The organism is Marinobacter sp. LV10R520-4, assembly GCF_002563815.1.
Taxonomy (GTDB): domain Bacteria; phylum Pseudomonadota; class Gammaproteobacteria; order Pseudomonadales; family Oleiphilaceae; genus Marinobacter.
This window is the reverse complement of the sequence record NZ_PDJM01000001.1, coordinates 2408704-2425502: the sequence shown is the minus strand read 5'-3', so window position 1 is coordinate 2425502 and position 16799 is coordinate 2408704. Positions and strand designations below refer to the sequence as shown.

Annotated in this window: 18 protein-coding genes and 1 pseudogene; 7 read left to right on the top strand and 12 right to left on the bottom strand. The window is 49.4% G+C overall.

Annotation, left to right across the window (positions count from 1 at the left end; translation table 11 throughout):
* Window positions 1-146 precede the first annotated feature (146 nt).
* The 4 genes from ATG98_RS11690 (at window position 147) to ATG98_RS11675 (ending at window position 4840) form a co-directional block, all read left to right on the top strand.
* On the top strand, window positions 147-1367 hold the full coding sequence (locus ATG98_RS11690) for a dicarboxylate/amino acid:cation symporter (protein ID WP_098421261.1): 1221 nt from the start codon (window positions 147-149) through the stop codon (window positions 1365-1367).
* Window positions 1368-1668: 301 nt separating this feature from the next.
* Entirely contained in the window at window positions 1669-2637 is a 969-nt protein-coding gene (locus tag ATG98_RS11685; protein ID WP_098423166.1) for an ABC transporter substrate-binding protein, read from the top strand.
* A 101-nt stretch (window positions 2638-2738) separates the two neighbouring features.
* Window positions 2739-3770 carry an ABC transporter permease gene (locus ATG98_RS11680; protein WP_098423164.1) on the top strand — a complete coding sequence of 344 codons (1032 nt, stop codon included), beginning with the start codon at window positions 2739-2741 and terminating at the stop codon, window positions 3768-3770.
* 11 nt (window positions 3771-3781) lie between these two features.
* Window positions 3782-4840, top strand: coding sequence for a betaine/proline/choline family ABC transporter ATP-binding protein (locus ATG98_RS11675; RefSeq protein WP_098423162.1), 1059 nt, complete (start codon window positions 3782-3784; stop codon window positions 4838-4840).
* Window positions 4841-4911: 71 nt separating this feature from the next.
* On the opposite strand, the gene ATG98_RS11670 is transcribed toward ATG98_RS11675, so the two are convergent.
* Together ATG98_RS11670 and ATG98_RS11665 are read right to left on the bottom strand one after the other, a co-directional pair.
* Window positions 4912-5397, bottom strand: coding sequence for an acyl-CoA thioesterase (locus ATG98_RS11670; RefSeq protein ID WP_098423160.1), 486 nt, complete (start codon window positions 5395-5397; stop codon window positions 4912-4914).
* Window positions 5398-5614: 217 nt separating this feature from the next.
* A complete protein-coding gene (locus ATG98_RS11665) occupies window positions 5615-5863 on the bottom strand; it encodes a DUF3297 family protein (RefSeq protein WP_098423158.1) in 249 nt (82 codons plus the stop codon).
* A 208-nt stretch (window positions 5864-6071) separates the two neighbouring features.
* On the opposite strand from ATG98_RS11665, the gene ATG98_RS11660 reads away from it, so the two are divergent.
* Window positions 6072-6380: a hypothetical protein gene (locus ATG98_RS11660; protein WP_143751194.1), complete on the top strand. Its 309-nt coding sequence runs from the start codon at window positions 6072-6074 to the stop codon at window positions 6378-6380.
* Between the two features lie 83 nt (window positions 6381-6463).
* Here the strand turns inward: ATG98_RS11660 and ATG98_RS22965 are convergent, their stop codons facing one another.
* From ATG98_RS22965 to ATG98_RS11605, 10 genes are all read right to left on the bottom strand, one after another.
* On the bottom strand, window positions 6464-6616 hold the full coding sequence (locus ATG98_RS22965; RefSeq protein ID WP_416376596.1) for an excalibur calcium-binding domain-containing protein: 153 nt from the start codon (window positions 6614-6616) through the stop codon (window positions 6464-6466).
* 195 nt (window positions 6617-6811) lie between these two features.
* The gene (locus ATG98_RS11650; protein ID WP_098423156.1) at window positions 6812-7093 is read right to left on the bottom strand and encodes a type II toxin-antitoxin system RelE/ParE family toxin; all 282 of its coding nucleotides are present in this window, start codon (window positions 7091-7093) and stop codon (window positions 6812-6814) included.
* Complete coding sequence (locus ATG98_RS11645) at window positions 7090-7362, bottom strand: CopG family ribbon-helix-helix protein (protein ID WP_098423155.1); 273 nt, start codon at window positions 7360-7362, stop codon at window positions 7090-7092. The genes ATG98_RS11650 and ATG98_RS11645 overlap by 4 nt, the downstream gene beginning before the upstream one ends.
* 16 nt (window positions 7363-7378) lie before the next feature.
* A complete protein-coding gene (locus ATG98_RS11640; RefSeq protein WP_218925857.1) occupies window positions 7379-7519 on the bottom strand; it encodes a hypothetical protein in 141 nt (46 codons plus the stop codon).
* Window positions 7520-7841: 322 nt separating this feature from the next.
* Window positions 7842-8219, bottom strand: coding sequence for a cupin domain-containing protein (locus ATG98_RS11635; protein WP_179888134.1), 378 nt, complete (start codon window positions 8217-8219; stop codon window positions 7842-7844).
* A gap of 463 nt (window positions 8220-8682) precedes the next feature.
* Entirely contained in the window at window positions 8683-8859 is a 177-nt protein-coding gene (locus ATG98_RS22960; protein ID WP_416376574.1) for a transposase, read from the bottom strand.
* A gap of 192 nt (window positions 8860-9051) precedes the next feature.
* On the bottom strand, window positions 9052-10770 hold the full coding sequence (locus ATG98_RS11620; protein ID WP_098421252.1) for an L-lactate permease: 1719 nt from the start codon (window positions 10768-10770) through the stop codon (window positions 9052-9054).
* A gap of 971 nt (window positions 10771-11741) precedes the next feature.
* A complete protein-coding gene (locus tag ATG98_RS11615; RefSeq protein WP_228706101.1) occupies window positions 11742-12176 on the bottom strand; it encodes a DUF4234 domain-containing protein in 435 nt (144 codons plus the stop codon).
* 288 nt (window positions 12177-12464) lie between these two features.
* Window positions 12465-13388 carry an STM3941 family protein gene (locus ATG98_RS11610; protein ID WP_098421250.1) on the bottom strand — a complete coding sequence of 308 codons (924 nt, stop codon included), beginning with the start codon at window positions 13386-13388 and terminating at the stop codon, window positions 12465-12467.
* A gap of 336 nt (window positions 13389-13724) precedes the next feature.
* The gene (locus ATG98_RS11605; protein ID WP_098421249.1) at window positions 13725-14891 is read right to left on the bottom strand and encodes a GTPase; all 1167 of its coding nucleotides are present in this window, start codon (window positions 14889-14891) and stop codon (window positions 13725-13727) included.
* A gap of 741 nt (window positions 14892-15632) precedes the next feature.
* On the opposite strand from ATG98_RS11605, the pseudogene ATG98_RS11595 reads away from it, so the two are divergent.
* Both ATG98_RS11595 and ATG98_RS11590 read left to right on the top strand, forming a co-directional pair.
* A pseudogene (locus ATG98_RS11595) lies at window positions 15633-15899 on the top strand (helix-turn-helix domain-containing protein); the annotation flags it as partial.
* A gap of 195 nt (window positions 15900-16094) precedes the next feature.
* The gene (locus ATG98_RS11590; protein WP_098423153.1) at window positions 16095-16655 is read left to right on the top strand and encodes a YdhK family protein; all 561 of its coding nucleotides are present in this window, start codon (window positions 16095-16097) and stop codon (window positions 16653-16655) included.
* The last annotated feature ends 144 nt before the right edge of the window (window positions 16656-16799 follow it).

The following is a 16799-nucleotide window of genomic DNA, read 5'->3' as shown; positions in this document are numbered from 1 at the left end:
CGTCAACCGAGGTCGGTTTTACGTCCCACGGCTGTATTCAGGTAACCTGCCGCTCCCGGCACGTTGCACTGATAATTGACGCAGCTTGAATCGTAATAATTCCCGCCTACGGTTAATACCTAGCTCTACAAGGCAAAACTAAACACATGAGTATATGGAAAACGTATAAAGAAACCTCGCTGGTGATTAAAATGTCAGCGGGGTTTTTTCTGGGCATTGCTATCGCCATCATCTTCCGTGAACAAGCCGCTATTCTCAGCCCCTTGGGCACTATTTTTATTCGCCTACTCAGTTTAATTGCAACACCCGTAATTTTTTTGACGGTCGCGCTGGCAATTGGCAAGATGAATGTCAGGCAAATGGGCAGATTAAGCGGCAAACTCATACTCTATTACGCTGTTACTACGGCCATGGCCGTGTGTATTGGCGTATCACTGGCTCTGTTTTTTAATCCGGGAAATAATCTAAGCCTGCCCGATGTGGTTGTCCAGCAACCTGAGATACCGGGCGCGTCTGCCATGTTGTTGAAAATTGTGCCCAACAACCTGTTTGGAGCCTTTGCAGCGGGCGATTTAATGGCCATTCTTTTTGTTGCCATTATTATAGGCATTGCTATTTCAACCATGACCTTTTCACCCGACGAGCAGACAAAAGAGCAAGGCCTGTTGCTGGAGCGTTTTTTCAACGCCTTTAACGAATTATTTTATAAAATACTGGGCGGCATTTTGCTCTATGCGCCCATTGGCGTAATGGCGATCAGTGCCGCTACTTTCGGTACTCAGGGATGGGCGACCCTCAAATCATTATTAGTATTCACCGCCACGTTTTACCTCGGCCTAGCCATTTTATGGTCGCTGGTCTACACCGGGTTTTTAAAGTTCTATGGCTACGCTGCACTGCGCTTTTTTGGCGACATTAAAGAGGCTTATGCCACCGCATTTTTTACCTCAAGCAGCCTGGCGACATTACCAGTCGCTATCTCTGTTGCAAAAAAAGCAGGCGTATCGGCTAAAACCGCCAACTTCGCCCTGCCGCTAGGCGCCATTTTTAACTCCGACGGTGGCGCACTGCGCATGGGCGTATCTTTGGTATTCGCCGCTAACATCATGGGGCTGGATCTGGCATTGGTTGATCTGGTAACCATCGTGGTGATCGGAACAGTACTGTCTATTGGCACGGCCGGAGTGCCCGCCGCCGGCCTGGTGACCTTATCAGCAGTTCTAAGCATGTTTGGTTTACCGCTGGAAATAGTCGCCCTGATTGCCGGCGTAGATGCTCTGATCGGCATGGGCGGCACCGCTTCCAACGTAGTCGGCGACATCATTGGCGCCGCCGTGATTGATGAGAAAGAAGTCGTTACTGCTTAACGGTCGTGGGAAACTGGCCAAAAAACCGGGGACAGATTTCAAATCTGTCCCCTATCTTCCGTTGACAATCCGGTCAGAAAAATACGACCGCAATGTGGAATTTTTAGCGACATTTAAAATTAATCACTTGTAACTCCTACTCAAATCATTACTCTGGTACCTAAGTAATAACCGAGGTCTTACCGTTTGCATTGCCTTTCAAATACGCTTACAAAGCGCGAGATCATCTCCCGAGAAGTCTTCCGGACTCCCTCATTGGCCCCTGTGCCGTGCACGTTTAAACCCAAATGGAGTACCAACCATGCGTAAACTAACGCCCGTGGCGCTTTTGTGCGCCCTGTCTGTACCCTCGCTCGCTTCCGCCGAATGCGGTGAAGTAACCATTACCCAGATGACCTGGGCCTCCAACGCCGTAGTGACAGGCGTCGCCAAGTTCATTATGGAACAAGGCTACGGCTGTGACGTAAGCGTGATTCCTTCTGATACCGTTCCTGCCGTCACATCGGTCGCTGAAAACGGCGAACCAGACATTGTGACTGAGCTGTGGCTGAACTCTGCCGGCGAGGCCTACCTGCGACTGGAAGAGCAAGGCAAAATCAAGCGCGTGGCCGAAGTACTGGACCCCGGTGGAATTGAAGGCTGGTGGATTCCCACGTATCTGGCCGAGAAGCACCCGGAATTGAAAACCATCGAAGGCATCATGGCGAATCCCGAACTGGTGGACAGCCGCTTTAACAACTGCCCCGTTGGTTGGGGCTGCCGTGTCGTCAGTGACAACCTGATCCGCGCTCTCGATCTGAAAGCGTCAGGCATCACAGTATTCGATCACGGTTCCGGCGAAACCCAAGCGACTTCTATGGCATCCGCGGTTCAGAATGAAGAGCCCTGGTTCGGTTACTACTGGGGCCCCACTGTGCCAATGGGCAAGTACGACATGACCCGCGTTAAAATTGGCGAGTACAAGCCAGACGTTCATACCCGTAACCAGACCCAGGAAGCCGAAAACCCCGGCGTCTCCGAGTTCCCTGCGGCCCCCGTTTTGACCGCAGTCACCACCAGCTTTGGTGAACGCGAGCCGGAAGTGGTTGAGATGCTGAGCAAGATGACCTTCAAGACCAGCACCATGAGTGGCCTGCTGGCCTGGATGGATGAAAATAACGCTTCCGCCGAAGAGGCTGCCGTTTACTTTCTGAGCAACAACAGCGACGAGTGGTCTAGCTGGTTGAACGAATCAGCCAGTCAACGACTTGCCAACGTGCTTGGCCAGTAGAAGTCCTTAATAAGAGCCGGTTCACCGGCTCTTATTTTATTTAGCCAATGAAAGTCATACCCAATACCTCATTCTGAATGCGCAAGGAATACTGAACGCTCATGGCAACCTACGACTTCCTATTTTCATCGCTCGGACTCACAGAGTGGTGCGCTGAAGGCAAGAGCAACGCGCCCATGTCGATGGCCGAGTTACTCAACAAATCAAAAGGTACGGAAGCCGAGCAATCCCTCTGGGACGTACCGTTTCCATCCATGGATGCACTCAATGACTCCTGCGCAGCCTTCCCCCAGTCCCGGGAATTAACTCAGGGGTTAGAACAAGGTTTTCTTGCCATCAAAGACAATCTCAGCGTTGTGCTGGACCCCATCACCCAGCCCCTGAGCTGGGCTCTTGATGGCACTCTTTACGGCATGATCACTACGCCATGGTGGATCGTTATTCCGATTCTGCTGGCGATTGTTCTGTTTGTCACCAAATCCTGGAAGCTGGTCGGCTTCGTGGCTGGCAGCCTGTGCCTGCTTGCCTTCATCGACTACTACGTATACGCCATGCAAACACTGGCGATTATATTTGTCTGCGCGTTCATCTGTGTGCTGCTGGGCGTGCCCATTGGTATCGGCATGTCCCGAAACAACCTGATGCAGAGGCTGACGATCCCGGTACTCGACATGCTGCAGACCCTGCCTCCTTTCGTGTATCTGATCCCGCTGATTTTTCTGTTCAGCGTGACCGAGTCCAAGCTGTACGGCATCGCCATTATTCTTTACGCCATTGTGCCCGTTATACGCATGACCAACCTGGGTATCCGGCTGGTAGACCCAGACGTGATTGAAGCGGCGAATGCCTTCGGCATGACCAGCCGGCAAATGCTATACAAGGTACAGATCCCGCTGGCGCTTCCTAACATCATGGCGGGGGTAAACCAGACCATCATGATGAGCCTGGCCATGGTTGTTATTGCCTCTTTGGTGTCGGCGCCCGGCCTTGGCGTGCTGGTACTGCAGGGCATACGCAACCTGGAACTCGGCGTTGGCCTGGTAGCGGGTCTTGGCATTGTTATTCTGGCGGTCATTCTGGACCGGGTCACCAAAGCATCGCTGGCGCGTATTAACGCCTCGCAAAAACAGTAAGGAAGCGCATTGTGGATCGGGACATCAAAATTTCAATCCGGAACCTGTACAAGATTTTCGGCCCTACTCCCGACGTTGCCCTTGAGTACGTAAAACAAGGCATGGGAAAGGCCGAACTGCTCGAAAAGCATCAGCACGTGCTGGGCCTTCAGGATATCAACGTGGATATGCGCGAGGGCCATGTGACCGTCATCATGGGGCTGTCGGGATCTGGCAAGTCCACGCTCATCCGGCATCTCAACCGACTGATTGAACCCACCGGCGGTGAAATAGCAGTAGATGGCGAGAACGTGCTGGCGTTTGACGAAGACCAGTTGCGCAACCTGCGTAGGGAACGCATGTCGATGGTGTTCCAGAAATTCGCGCTGCTGCCGCATAAAACCGTTCTTGAAAACGCCGGCATGGCGCTTTCTGTGCGCGGCCATAAAATTGAAGAATTCGAAGCGGAAGCTAAAAAATGGATTGCCCGCGTGGGTCTGGAAGGCAATGAATACCAGTACCCGCACCAGTTGTCTGGTGGTATGCAACAGCGCGTCGGTATCGCCCGGGCACTGGCCTCTAACTCGCCGATCATGCTGATGGACGAGGCCTTCTCGGCACTGGACCCGCTGATTCGGTCAGACATGCAAGACCTGCTGCTGGAGCTACAGGACGAGCTGCAGAAGACCATCGTCTTCATTACCCACGATTTGGACGAGTCACTGAAATTGGCAGACCACCTGGTCATACTCAAAGAAGGCTATATTGTTCAGCAGGGTGAACCGCAAGAAATACTGATGCACCCGAACGATCCTTACATCGTCAACTTTATCAGCGACATCAATCGCGCCCGGGTACTGCGGGTTCGGTCCGTCATGAAGAAAACCACGGAAGCGCCTGAAAACGTTGCCGGCGATATCGGTGAAAGAGACAACCTGGAATCGGTGATTGCGCTGTCTGGAGGCGATACCAGCCTCACCTATCGCGTGGTTCGCAAAGGTAAGCAGGTTGGGGTTCTGGAAGTCCAAGACCTGTTCAAGGCTCTGGTGCCTACCGAAAGCCCAGAAAGCGACACCCGCTCGCATTATTGAAAGAACGAAAACCGGGCCAAGTCTAATCTTCAGGATCAGGCCTGCCCGGCTTTCGAGTATTGCAGTGTCTGCTATGCCCCCGGACGTTGAAGTGCCTTATAACGCTCCTCTAGCTCCACACGAATCGCACGGCGTTCCTGGCCGTTCGCAAATCGCCTGATTTGATCACCCGTACGTGGTCCCAGCTTGGGCACCCCGACGGCTTTCCCATTCTCATCAACCGCCACCATGGTGAAAAAGCAGCTGTTGGTATGCCGGACCAGCTTTTCACGAATGTTTTCAGTGATCACCTTAATCCCCACCTCCATCGATGTGCGCCCAGTGTAGTTAACGCTGGCCAGAAAGGTCACCAGCTCACCCACATGAACGGGTTGAAGAAACATAACCTGATCGACCGACAAGGTAACGACATAAGCACCTGCATACCGGCTGGCGCAAGCATAGGCCACTTCATCAAGATGCTTCAGCAAAGCACCACCGTGCACATTGCCGGAAAAGTTGGCCATATCCGGCGTCATCAAAACGGTCATGGTCAGTGTTGCAGATCCGGGTTCCATAATGCTCTCTTTGTTATTTGGTATTTCAGTGTATGCGTAGAACGCAGGTCTTGGAGCTGGGAAACCGTCAAACCGGGAGAACCGGGGACAGATTTCAAATCTGTCCCCTATCTCTCGGACAGATATATTGTCCTTGCCGCCCGGGCGAAGCAGCACATACACCCTACATCACGCCAGGCTCTATGCGCTCGTCGCAGGTAATTGCGATAGGAACCGATTAGAGGTAGTAAGCTTCAACAGTGCCTTTTAACGTGATCATCATAGGCTGGCCACGACGATCCAATGCTCTAGGAGACGCGATTTTCACCCAACCCTCACTGATGCAGTATTCATCGACATCTTTACGCTCTTTGCCATTCAGCCGAATACCGATTTGGTGCTCGAAAAATTCTTCCAGATGGTGTGGGCTGCGAGGGTTGCCCGCAAGACGATCTGGCAAGGTTGGTTTTGAGTTTGTGTCGCTCATATTCATGGCCTGAAGTATGTGAAAGTGCGCCATTGTAGATAATGCACGGCTTGCGCTCAAGAAGCGTACTGACAACACGCTAAAGGGTAAGCACCTGTAACAATTGGGCTGATCTCATAGCGCCCGCCTCCCCCTATGTGTCAGCGTAATTGTCCAGTGCCGATGCCACCAGCAACTCACCGTCAAAACCCTTCAACAGGTAATTCTGTTGCTCAAAAGCATTTATATGAGGCGCCGCCAAGCCAATGACTTCATGCTGTCATGCACCCATGATGAGATGACCTCTAAATTTGAAAATGACGTAAGGGATAGTCAAAATATGGAGATCAACATGTCACTGAAAACTCAATTCCTTAAGCAAACAAAGCGCAGTACGGCCGAGATTAGTCGACTCGCAATGGTCGAGCGAAGTGAAGGCAAAGCAAATAATAAGAAGGTGGCTGCACCGGTCTTAAAACAAGGCGACCGGCTTATTGTGAACGGACATTCAGGTAACTTTGTCTTAGAGGTCGCCTAATGAAGATGGTTAGCTTTCGACACTCCAGCTAGGCAGCTCCTCGGGTTCAGGTCTTGTCGGAGCCTGTCAACATAGTTGGCTCGTCACCTGCACCACTGCCTCTCACATGGAACGCCGTCGTTATTTCCGTCCATTTTTGTATTGGGGCAACTCCTCAGAAAATAGGTCGCTTCTGAACAAGATGTCATCTGAGAGCAATACGTTCTCCCATCACAGCTGAATTGCTGGCTCGACACCGCGGGCTTAGAAAAGCTTGAACTTGCGGGCACGGAAAAGTTTAGGCTGGAGAAGTCTGGAGTTGCGGCTGTGACGGACGATACCCCGCCGCTCACTCTGCTTTCCTTTTTGAGTTATAACGCTGAGCGCACCGGTGCGTTTGACGTAGCAAAGCGGAGGCAAAGGCATCCGGGGGGGGGCGCCTGGCTAAATTGCTATCGTTCACCCTCCAGGCTATGCCATACCCGCAGAATGATGATGGCATTGGCGTGAACTGAGTATCGAACGATGTACTTTCCGAAAACCATATCTCGAATGGAATCAGGCACCGGTGCCATTTCCACTTGTGTGCCCATTTTGGGGAGGTCTGAAAGCAACTCGATTTTACCAACCAATTCGATGGCGATCTTGGCCGCCGCCGACGGGTTGTTAACCCCGATAAACGCCCTGAGGCGTTTCAAATCTTCAATGGCTTCATCCGTGTAAGCCAGTTTCACTTACCTGACCTCGGCGCATCCTGCTCGTTCTCGGTTCCCCAACTATTAAGCCAACTGTGTACCTCACTGGCATCAACCAACTTGCCTTGTGCGGCAGATTCCATTGCTTCCAGCGTTTGCGTCCATCGCTCCTGCTCAAGCTGCTGCTTTTCTATGTATTCCAACAATGCTTGATTGATTACCCAGCCTTTACTCCGTTGGAGCCTACCGGCGATGGCTTCCAGATGCTGCTCAACTTCTGCTTGAAGACGAACTGTAGTGACACTCATGACGATATCCTCAGACTCAACAACTACACTGTATTACATCATAGTCGGCAAAGGTGCGGCGGTCATCGTCAGATTCAAAAATCATCTCACGCCGATTTCCGCGAGACGTCACATGGTACAACGCACCGGCAAATTCCAGTCGCAGCGGTCTGGCCATTCCCTGGCTCCTTCCGTGGTTCTAATTAAGGCGGGATAGACTGAGACGATTACAACGAAACGGCAAGGCAAGGGGCAAAACGCAAGACCTGACCCCGGCTCCTGCAAGCGCCACAAACCAACAAATCCAAACGGATGTTCAGAAAAGACACTTTTGCACGATGCCCGAGCGCCAGCCTGGGCGGCGTTTGTGCGATAGCCTGCACGTACATTAAGGCCAATTGTCACAGCGTAAATAAACGGCGTAATTATTTTAAGCCGCCTAACGTTTGAGGTGAGAACCGTGCCCTGGCGTGCCGGGGCACGTTCTCTCTACGGAAGGATTAGATCTCTGTGTGCGCATATTGGCTTTCGAGTAGCTCAAACCCGGAAAGAGCGGGGCACACGACAGATATGAAAACCAGCGGTTCAGAACCAGTGTTTAGTACGCCATGAACTTCACCTTTGTGAGCAACGACGACATCGCCTGCGGTGATCTGCTTTGAGCTGCCGGCGGCATCGAGTTGGTATTGACCGTGGCCGGACAGGATTGTCCAGGTGTCTTGACCTTCAGGATGCAGATGAGCTGAAACTCTTTGGCCTGGCTTTACGTACCAAGCCACGATTGCGGCTTCAACCGACTCCGTAATGACAGACCTGAAGGGCTCGCCATCAACCGGCTGAAGATGATTGGCGCTGGGGAAGATGCGTTTGATGCTCATGGGGCCGACTTCCTTTGGGGTTTGCCTGCGATTTGGGGAGACAGTGCGCTTGCGGTTGCTCCCGAGAAACCTAACGCTTAGGTTAAGGGGCTGGCTTTAGCCGGTCCCAGTGAGCGCAGCGAACGACTTGAACCCTTGGCTAGGCAGGGCTTAAAGCTGACGCTGAAAGTGACTACGCCGGCTGTGGCTTGGCCCGGCAGAACTTGCGTTTGCCCACGCACTTGAGTCAAAATATCATGCCCGCGCTAGCTTGAGCAATAGCACTGCAGGCACGTTAGGCATGCACGCGATTTGATACTTCTATCAGGTTCATGTCTGGATTACGAACACGGGGTCACACGAACACGGGGTCAGGTCTTGCGTTTTGCCTCATAAATAATCCGGAATACGGACTCCACGGCCAATCAACCGCAGATTGAACCATGGAAGCACGAACCGGGTTCAGCTCGATGTATCGACACGATTACGGTAGATTGCCTTCAGGTGTTTCAATCAAAAGATGGTAGTGATTGCTCATCAAACAGTAGGCGCCGCATTCCCGGTTGAAGGTCTCACACACTTCGTCGAAAACTGACAAAAAGGCGCGGCGGCCATCGTCAGATTCAAAAATTATCTCACGCCGATTTCCGCGAGACGTCACATGGTACAACGCGCCAGCAAATTTCAGACGCAGCGGTCGATCACATTCGGAGTATCAGAGACAACCTGCGCGATATCGAAACAGAAGAACAGCGATTGGAGCGTGCCACCATGCGTTTGGAAGGCTGGCACTGACAGCCCCGGCCCATGCCCTGGGTTAGCAGGACATGGGCCGGGGAGCTTCCGTACTCGACTAGTTATCGGTGGTGGTCAGGCCCGCCAAAGATAGCGGATCGCCAACACCGAAGACATAGACCGCAAGCATGGTCAGAATGCCCGCTGCCGTTACGTAGTAGATGGTTGGCAGAATGGTCTTACGCAGCGTAATACCTTCACGCCCAAGCAACCCAACCGTAGCCGATGCTGCCACGACGTTGTGAATGGCAATCATGTTGCCCGCAGCAGCGCCGACAGACTGCGCTGCGACAATCAACGCCCCGGAAATACCCAGCAGCTCAGCTGTGTTGAACTGGAACTGCGAGAGCATCAGGTTGGACACTGTATTGGAGCCGGCGATAAAAGCGCCCAGTGCACCGACCATTGGAGCGAACAGAGGGTAGACGCCACCCACGGATGACGCGACCGCTTCGGCCATGGCGACCGGCATGGACGGCAGGCCTGACATGTTCACACCGGAGTTGATCAGAATGCGCACCATCGGAATGGTGAACACCAGTACAAAACCTGCGCCGACGATGGTGTTGGTGGACTCACCAAAGGCGCGCTTCATCTCGCTGAAGGACATGCGGTGCAGGAAGTAGGTGAGGATGACCACCATCACCAGAAGCCCACCCGGCAGGTACAGCGGCTCAAGGCTGCCCGATACCCCAGTCTCGCCCAGAATGTCGGTAAAGCGCAGGCTCAGGGAGTTCAACGCTGCCTTGGCAGTGGCGTTGGTGCGTGAAAACACCAGCAGCGCTGCCAGCAGCACATAGGGAAGCCATGCCATCCAGATAGCCACAGGGCGTTTGCCGGCGACATCGTCCAGTTTCATCTGGATGCTACCCATCCACTCGGCTGGCCAATCTTTCGGGTCGGCAAAGTCCCAGGGTTGTTTCGGGATCAGAAAGCCTGCCTTGGCAGCCGGAACCACGATCATCAGACCTACCAGGCCGCCAATCATTGAAGGAAATTCCGGGCCAAGAAACACGCCAGCCATTACATAAGGTATGACGAAGGCAAACGCCGCAAAGATCGCAAAAGGTGCAATCTGCAGGCCTTCCAGCCAGGATTTATTCTTGCCGAAAAAGCGCACCATGACCATGACCATGAACAGCGGCATGAGAATACCGACGATGCCATGTATGATGGCGACCTCCGACACGATCAGTTGAAAGAAGCTGTCCCAGTCGGAGCCCACTGTGGCTAACTGCGCGCCTATGGTAACCTGATCCAGGCCGCCGCCAACGCCCACTATCATCGGTGTACCGACAGCGCCGAAGGATACCGGGGTAGATTGCACCATCATACCGACCACGACGGCAGCCAGCGCAGGGAAACCGAGCGCGACCATCAATGGCGCGGCTACTGCGGCAGGGGTACCAAAGCCGGAAGCGCCCTCAATAAAGCAGCCGAAGAGCCAAGCCACAATGATCGCCTGCACGCGCCGGTCAGGGCTGATGCCGGTGAAACCTTTGCGGATCGCCAGAATGCCGCCGGAATGCTTGAGCGTGTTCAACAGTAAAATCGCGCCAAAGATGATCCACAGTATGGCTGCGGTTAGGACCAATCCCTGAAGACTGGAAGCGATCACGCGTATTACGGTCATGTCCCAGGCGAGCAGGGCAATGATAACTGTCACGACAAAGACGACAGGCATCGCATGTTTCGCAGGCCAGCGGAATCCTATCAACAGGATACCCGCCAGAACCAGAGGAAAAAATGCGAGGAGAGACAGGAGCGTTTGACTCATCTGGATTTCCCTTGTTTTTCTTATGAGGAGTGTGCATTCGACTATAACGCTATTTTGTAACTGTTAGATACTGCTACTGCAGCGCAGTCAGGTCTAGACGCTATCTGACTGGTAGGACCAGTTATTTTTAGTAGACCAATTTGATCTAGCTTGAAATACCATTAAACACAGTCTGTTATAGAGATGTGAGTGATATTTATAGCCAGCTTTTCAGCTGGTCAGATCAGCTGCCTGGTCGGTCATGGGGGTTATGAGAACAGGGATGAAGTGGATTGCGTGGTAAATGGCTTGTGTTCGGACAGGAGCACAAGCTATTAAGCCTCAGACCAGCTGCTCGCCTACGTGCAGTAGTTTCATCGAATTGGTGCCGCCGTGCGAGTTATACACATCGCCCTTGGTCAGGATGACCCAGTCACCGGGTTGAACTCGAGTCCCTGCACACCACGAAACATGGCAACCCGACCCGGATGTAATACAAATTCATTTCAAGATCACTCCTTTGATCGTTGAGGGAACACTATTTTACTGGAACTTGAGTAGGAAAAATGACGACCACTTTGATAACATTAACACCCAAACATCTAATGGTCGTGCGCAGCATGACACAGGGACCATTAGATGACTGTTGGACTAAGCCGCCAACGCCGCAGCTATTCAACGGGGCCTAAGGATACAGTAATTTGGAGGCCAAGCCTGAACGGGGACTCAGGTAAAGCCTTTAGTTCCTTTTTGTGCCAAAAGAATCAAAGTTAACTTCATTGAGCTCACATAGCGATTTCCAGTCCTGCTCTTTAGTGTACTCGGCATATTCTCTGTAATTTTCCATAACTTCCTCGGTTTTTTAAGCTAAAACCTCCTTGCTAAGCGGAAAATTACAATTGGCTGAAATGTGCGAGGCACGTACACTAGTCAACAGTAATTTTCTGACTGAACAACTTGTTAGCTTTGCTGTGCTACTTTTTTTCCATTGATCACATCTTGTTTTCTTTTTGCTTCTGGCAAGTCGTTGATGCAATAATTAATATAAAAATATTAAAAGCAAATGTATAAAAACCATTCATTTTAAAATCTATTTTATGAGTATTAAGTGCATACTCTTGAATTTTTTTCTTCGCTCTAAATGCCCAAACTATGTATAGTACGCTTGAAGCGATAGCTAGAATTCCACTTATAACCTCTAAAGCTTCTTCTCCCCAGCCAGAAACAGCACCTCCTAGTCCTACACAGACCGCAATCCATATAATATATGTATCATTTGCAGTAGTAGATGACGTGATTTTATCAATCAAATTATAATTATTGTAAAGCCAAAGTATTGGATAAATACCAGCCGTTGCTACTGATAAAAGAACCAAGTTTAAAGTTTTTGTGTCAATGGCGTCTTTTAGATCCGTGATTGTTGACATAATGTCTCCTTGTTTCACTCATACTGGTTAATTTGATTTGAAAGTTAATGTACCTAATTATTTTATGACAAAGGCTCGTCGTTATAAAGCTCTTTTACAAATAGATTTATTTGTGCTTTCGACATGGTTGAGCCTAGATCCTGCACCGCTTCTTCTCCAAAAGAATTTTTAGGGAAGCTCTGAATAACTCTCCAAAATCGGTCCAACTATGGGTTTTTCTAAAGCCTCAACGCTTGATCCTCAGGGACAGGCGAAGCCTGCAAAGCAGGTATCCACAGGAGCACTCTGTTAAGTATTTTCTGTATAACGCTCGAAATATTGCTCAAAAAGCTCGCATAGTTCTTTAAAGCTTATTTTTAGCGAATTAGCTGAAACAGATATTGGGCTGCCACACATTTTGTAGTTAGTTTCCGCCATAAAGCGACGAAAACTACTATCTGCTTCAATGTATTTCTTCGGGTTGCGCAACTTTACAATTAACATTTTTTGACTTTGCATCTCGTACACCGAGAACCCAGATACATCTATCCATGGGACCAGCGTATTCGACCTAATGCCAAAAATTTCTATGCCTTTAGAAGAGAGCGCCAGACCTGGTCCGGAAGAAAATAGTTTCCAAATTCCAGCAATAGCACACAAACTAAAAAATCCTACGGACACAACACCAATGCCATGGATAAGCAATGGACTATTAAAACGGCGTCTAGACGCAATTTCCGCGGGGTCCAGGGACAAGAACGACGCTCCAAGGGCAACAAAACCAAATGCTATAATGATAAGTAATAGTATTTTTACTTTGCTGGTTTCAATTGTTTTTCTGTCAAGTGTTTCGTTGGGCTCAAGCGCAACAGACTTTTTCGAATACAAGGGCAGCGCATCGAATGAGGTCTCGGTTTTCGGTAACTCTTCGTCAACGTACGTTTCTCTTTCCACATCTTTCGGATTTGAGTAACCAGGTATTCGGAATTGCACCGGCAGAATCGTCGTGCGGCACTGATTACACATATATTTTGGATTAAGGATATCGCCTGCATGAAAACCAAGTATAAAAAATATCCAGGTTCCACCAGTCACGATAAGACTGGCTATAACCCCTAGCCAAGTGAAAGAACCCCACTCCTCTAGAAACCCAAGCCTCTCCCGCTTTACGGCTATCACCAGGTTTTGTTCAGTCAGTTCCTTACAGCCGCAAACCGCCGTGATTATTTCCACTGTTTCCTTTATAAGGCATAACACCTAAGTATTTAACGACCGTGCGCAGTATAACCTTTAAATGTCTTTTGGACTACGCCGCCAAGCCAAAACTATCAAGCGACGTATAAGGATAAAGTAATTTTGAGGCAGCGCCTGAAAGATACATTTGGAGCCAGACGTAAATCAATACCGACGGCGTTTGGTCTCATTAAATCCTGCACGCGGCTGCTCCTTCTTGTGATTCGCCTCAGATTACCTATCAGATGCCGTTTTCCGAGCCTTGAACACAGGGTCAGGTCTTACGTTCGCCAAAACAATTATTCAGGCTTTTAGAAAATGCCAACTTCGCAAAATTCATACTAACTTCGATATCATAGACGCCCAATAACTGGGGTTAATCCAATCACCGAGAGAAGCATTCTTAACTTTTCCACTCAATTCAGCACTGAATTTTTTATAATTAATTTTCGTTTCTACTTTGTCAGTCAAATTCGAATCATTTTTAAGTATGTAATTAATCGTTACCAGCATAGATGCTGTCAAAGAAACAGCTATACCTGCGGCAACTGCGTCAACAACACCTGTAGGCGGGAGTATAGATTTCGCCCAAAGAAATAAGTTTCGCCCAACAGCCTGCATGGCATAAGCCGGTAAAATCGCAACCACTTGGCTTTTAGAAATCAACTCTTCTTTGTAAATATAATGAAGACGACATATAGCACCTATTTGAGTTGCCGTTATGGTCACCCCACTGCCAGGTATGAAAGCAAACCCCGCAGAGGTCACACAGGCACTACTTATAGTAACGATAGCCGCTTTCTTTTTACTCTGCTGAGATTTTAAGAAGAGCAAATCTTTATCTATTTTTTCTAATTTCTTTAAAACAGCTTTACGCGCTTCATCAACACCTTGTACTGTTCTCGGCATGCCGAAATCGTCAACAGGAACTTCAGTCTCTTCCCCACTAAACGGGCACACTATACGATCATTTTCGCCATAACCCAAGGATACACAGCAGTATATTTCTTCATTTGCATCTAAAGCTAGCGATTCCTTCCATTGACTTTTAAGCAGCAAAACATCGGCTTTAGATATACCATCGACTTTATTCAAAATAATAATAATATTGTTATCGGTATTGCGTTTTAGCACGTCAAAATTTTCTTTTTGGGCCGTATCAGCGGCCCCCGATAATACCAAAATTGCTAGATCATGACCCTTCTTCAAAAAATCCAATGTTATCTCGACATTAACGGCATCTAAGTCATTCAGTCCTGGTGTGTCCCATACAGTTACTTGAGGGCTCAATTCTATAGCTTTTGGTTTAGTAGTTACTCCAGCTTCTGCACCAACATGGAACTTAGGCTCATGTTGAGGACAACTAAAAAGTGCGTTCAGAAAGGAGCTCTTACCAGAACTAACTTTACCCCCAACTACAATAGATAGTTCGTTCTCTATCTGATGAGATAAACCATCCAGAGCATCGTCGACTGCATCATTTACGTCACTTTCCTGAAACATTCAATACTTCCTTGATCAAAGAATTTAAAGAAAGGGGTGTTACTAAAACCAGCTGAATTGAAATATTACCAATTGCCACCCTTGGCAGGCGCTGTGTTTATGAAGATCTTTGATGAATACTAGCCTATTGGAATAGCTGCTACAGCCCAAAAATTGTAACAAAATGCAACACACCCTCCCCCGGCTCAGGAACTGACGCCTGAACGAGCTCCTCGAGAATCCCCGAGGTCAGGTCTCGCGTTTTGCCTCTCGAATAACCCGGCTCACGCGAGAATAATGCAGTCCAAAGAAATCGCCGATCTCCTTCATCCTGTACCCGCCGCTTGAATAGGATAGAACGATAGCCTCGTTCCAAGAGGAAACAACATGCGCATAATGCTGTAAAGGTTTTGCCAAGGAGCGACATTGGCTGGGCGGTATCTCGCTCAGCAGATCTGGTCTCTCAATCCGTCTCTGCATGTCATCGACAAACTGGTCGCTCCCCAGATAAATCTGATTTTTCAAATGTTCCCATGGGGACTGCTGGCTCTTCCCTTCAGCCACGAATCGCTCATAACCGTTTATTGCTGCCTCACAACGCTCACCAAAAGCAGAAAAAATCCAATCCCTATCGACCCTGCTGATAGCCCACTGTCGCCCGATTGTCACCCCCCACAGTAATACTGACCCACTAGCGCCAACTTAAAACTGACCCACCTAAGGCAAAATGGCCGCCTAATCACACGATCAGAGCGGCGGCCGATGTTGTCTCAGGAGACACTTGTGGAAATTCATGTATTGCATCGTCAGGGCGAGAGTATTCGCGCCATCGCCCAGAAGCTGGGTGTATCCCGCAACACCGTTCGCCGCTATCTGCGGGATCTGAGCGCGGTGCCCACCTATCCAGACCGAACGCAGCGAGCGACTAAGCTGGATCCCTATAAAGATTATTTGCTGGCGCGGATCGAAGCGGCGAAGCCACACTGGATACCGGCAACCGTGCTATTAAGAGAGATTCAGAACCGCGGCAATGACCCCAGCAACTTAAATAAAAATTATTATGCCGCATTATTTTTTAAGTATATTGTTACAGGTAGGACTGCAATCTTCATGCGTTTTCCCTGCTCCTAGTGACTGTCTAATTTATAGGCAGTTTAAGAGTTCAGCTTATAGCTGGATAAATAATAGCTACACTAGAATTAACCTAAAAAGGAGTGATATTAGATGAAAAAACAATTACTTGTAATGGGCGTTACGTTTGCTCTTGTGCTTGCGGGCTGTGGACCGACGGGGACAGATGAAAAAGATTCCACCAAGAGCGAAGAGGTTGCCCACGAAGATATGAAAGATATGGTTCATACTAACGATGGAATTGTTCCCAATGGTCTGATGAAGGCCGAAGATTCCACATACGTTGTCGGATCTGAAGCAATTATTCAAACTGATCATATGGAAGGCATGAAAGGGGCCACCGCAACAATTGTTGGGGCATTTGACACCACTGCGTATTCCATTAACTACACACCGACAGATGGCAGTGAGAAAGTATTAGATCACAAATGGGTTATTCATGAAGAAATTGAAAATCCAGCATCTGCTCCTCTTGAGGAAGGAACTGAAGTGACGGTACTTGCTAACCATATGAAAGGGATGGAAGGAGCAAAAGCAGAAATTGAATCTGCCGAACAGACTACCGTCTATATGATCGATTATTTCTCAACAACAGACGGGAATAAGGTAACGAATCATAAATGGGTTGTTGAAGATGAGCTATCAGAAAAGTGAGCCTTTAGGCATTTCTTTACGCTCATTACCTACAAAACGTAAGAAATAACACGGGGTCAGGTCTTGCGTTTTGCCTCACAAATAATCCGAAATACGCACTCCACGGCCAATCGACCGCAGATTGAACTATGGAAGCACGAACCG

Excerpts from the sequence above, each read along its gene's own strand:
- ATG98_RS11605 (WP_098421249.1), bottom strand. The coding sequence starts at position 14,891 with ATGTTTCAGGAAAGTGACGTAAATGATGCAGTCGACGATGCTCTGGAT.
- ATG98_RS11690 (WP_098421261.1), top strand. The coding sequence starts at position 147 with ATGAGTATATGGAAAACGTATAAAGAAACCTCGCTGGTGATTAAAATG.
- ATG98_RS11590 (WP_098423153.1), top strand. The coding sequence starts at position 16,095 with ATGAAAAAACAATTACTTGTAATGGGCGTTACGTTTGCTCTTGTGCTT.
- ATG98_RS11670 (WP_098423160.1), bottom strand. The coding sequence starts at position 5,397 with ATGGAACCCGGATCTGCAACACTGACCATGACCGTTTTGATGACGCCG.
- ATG98_RS11645 (WP_098423155.1), bottom strand. The coding sequence starts at position 7,362 with ATGAGTGTCACTACAGTTCGTCTTCAAGCAGAAGTTGAGCAGCATCTG.
- ATG98_RS11615 (WP_228706101.1), bottom strand. The coding sequence starts at position 12,176 with ATGTCAACAATCACGGATCTAAAAGACGCCATTGACACAAAAACTTTA.
- ATG98_RS11640 (WP_218925857.1), bottom strand. The coding sequence starts at position 7,519 with ATGGCCAGACCGCTGCGACTGGAATTTGCCGGTGCGTTGTACCATGTG.
- ATG98_RS11620 (WP_098421252.1), bottom strand. The coding sequence starts at position 10,770 with ATGAGTCAAACGCTCCTGTCTCTCCTCGCATTTTTTCCTCTGGTTCTG.
- ATG98_RS11685 (WP_098423166.1), top strand. The coding sequence starts at position 1,669 with ATGCGTAAACTAACGCCCGTGGCGCTTTTGTGCGCCCTGTCTGTACCC.
- ATG98_RS11680 (WP_098423164.1), top strand. The coding sequence starts at position 2,739 with ATGGCAACCTACGACTTCCTATTTTCATCGCTCGGACTCACAGAGTGG.
- ATG98_RS11665 (WP_098423158.1), bottom strand. The coding sequence starts at position 5,863 with ATGAGCGACACAAACTCAAAACCAACCTTGCCAGATCGTCTTGCGGGC.
- ATG98_RS11635 (WP_179888134.1), bottom strand. The coding sequence starts at position 8,219 with ATGAGCATCAAACGCATCTTCCCCAGCGCCAATCATCTTCAGCCGGTT.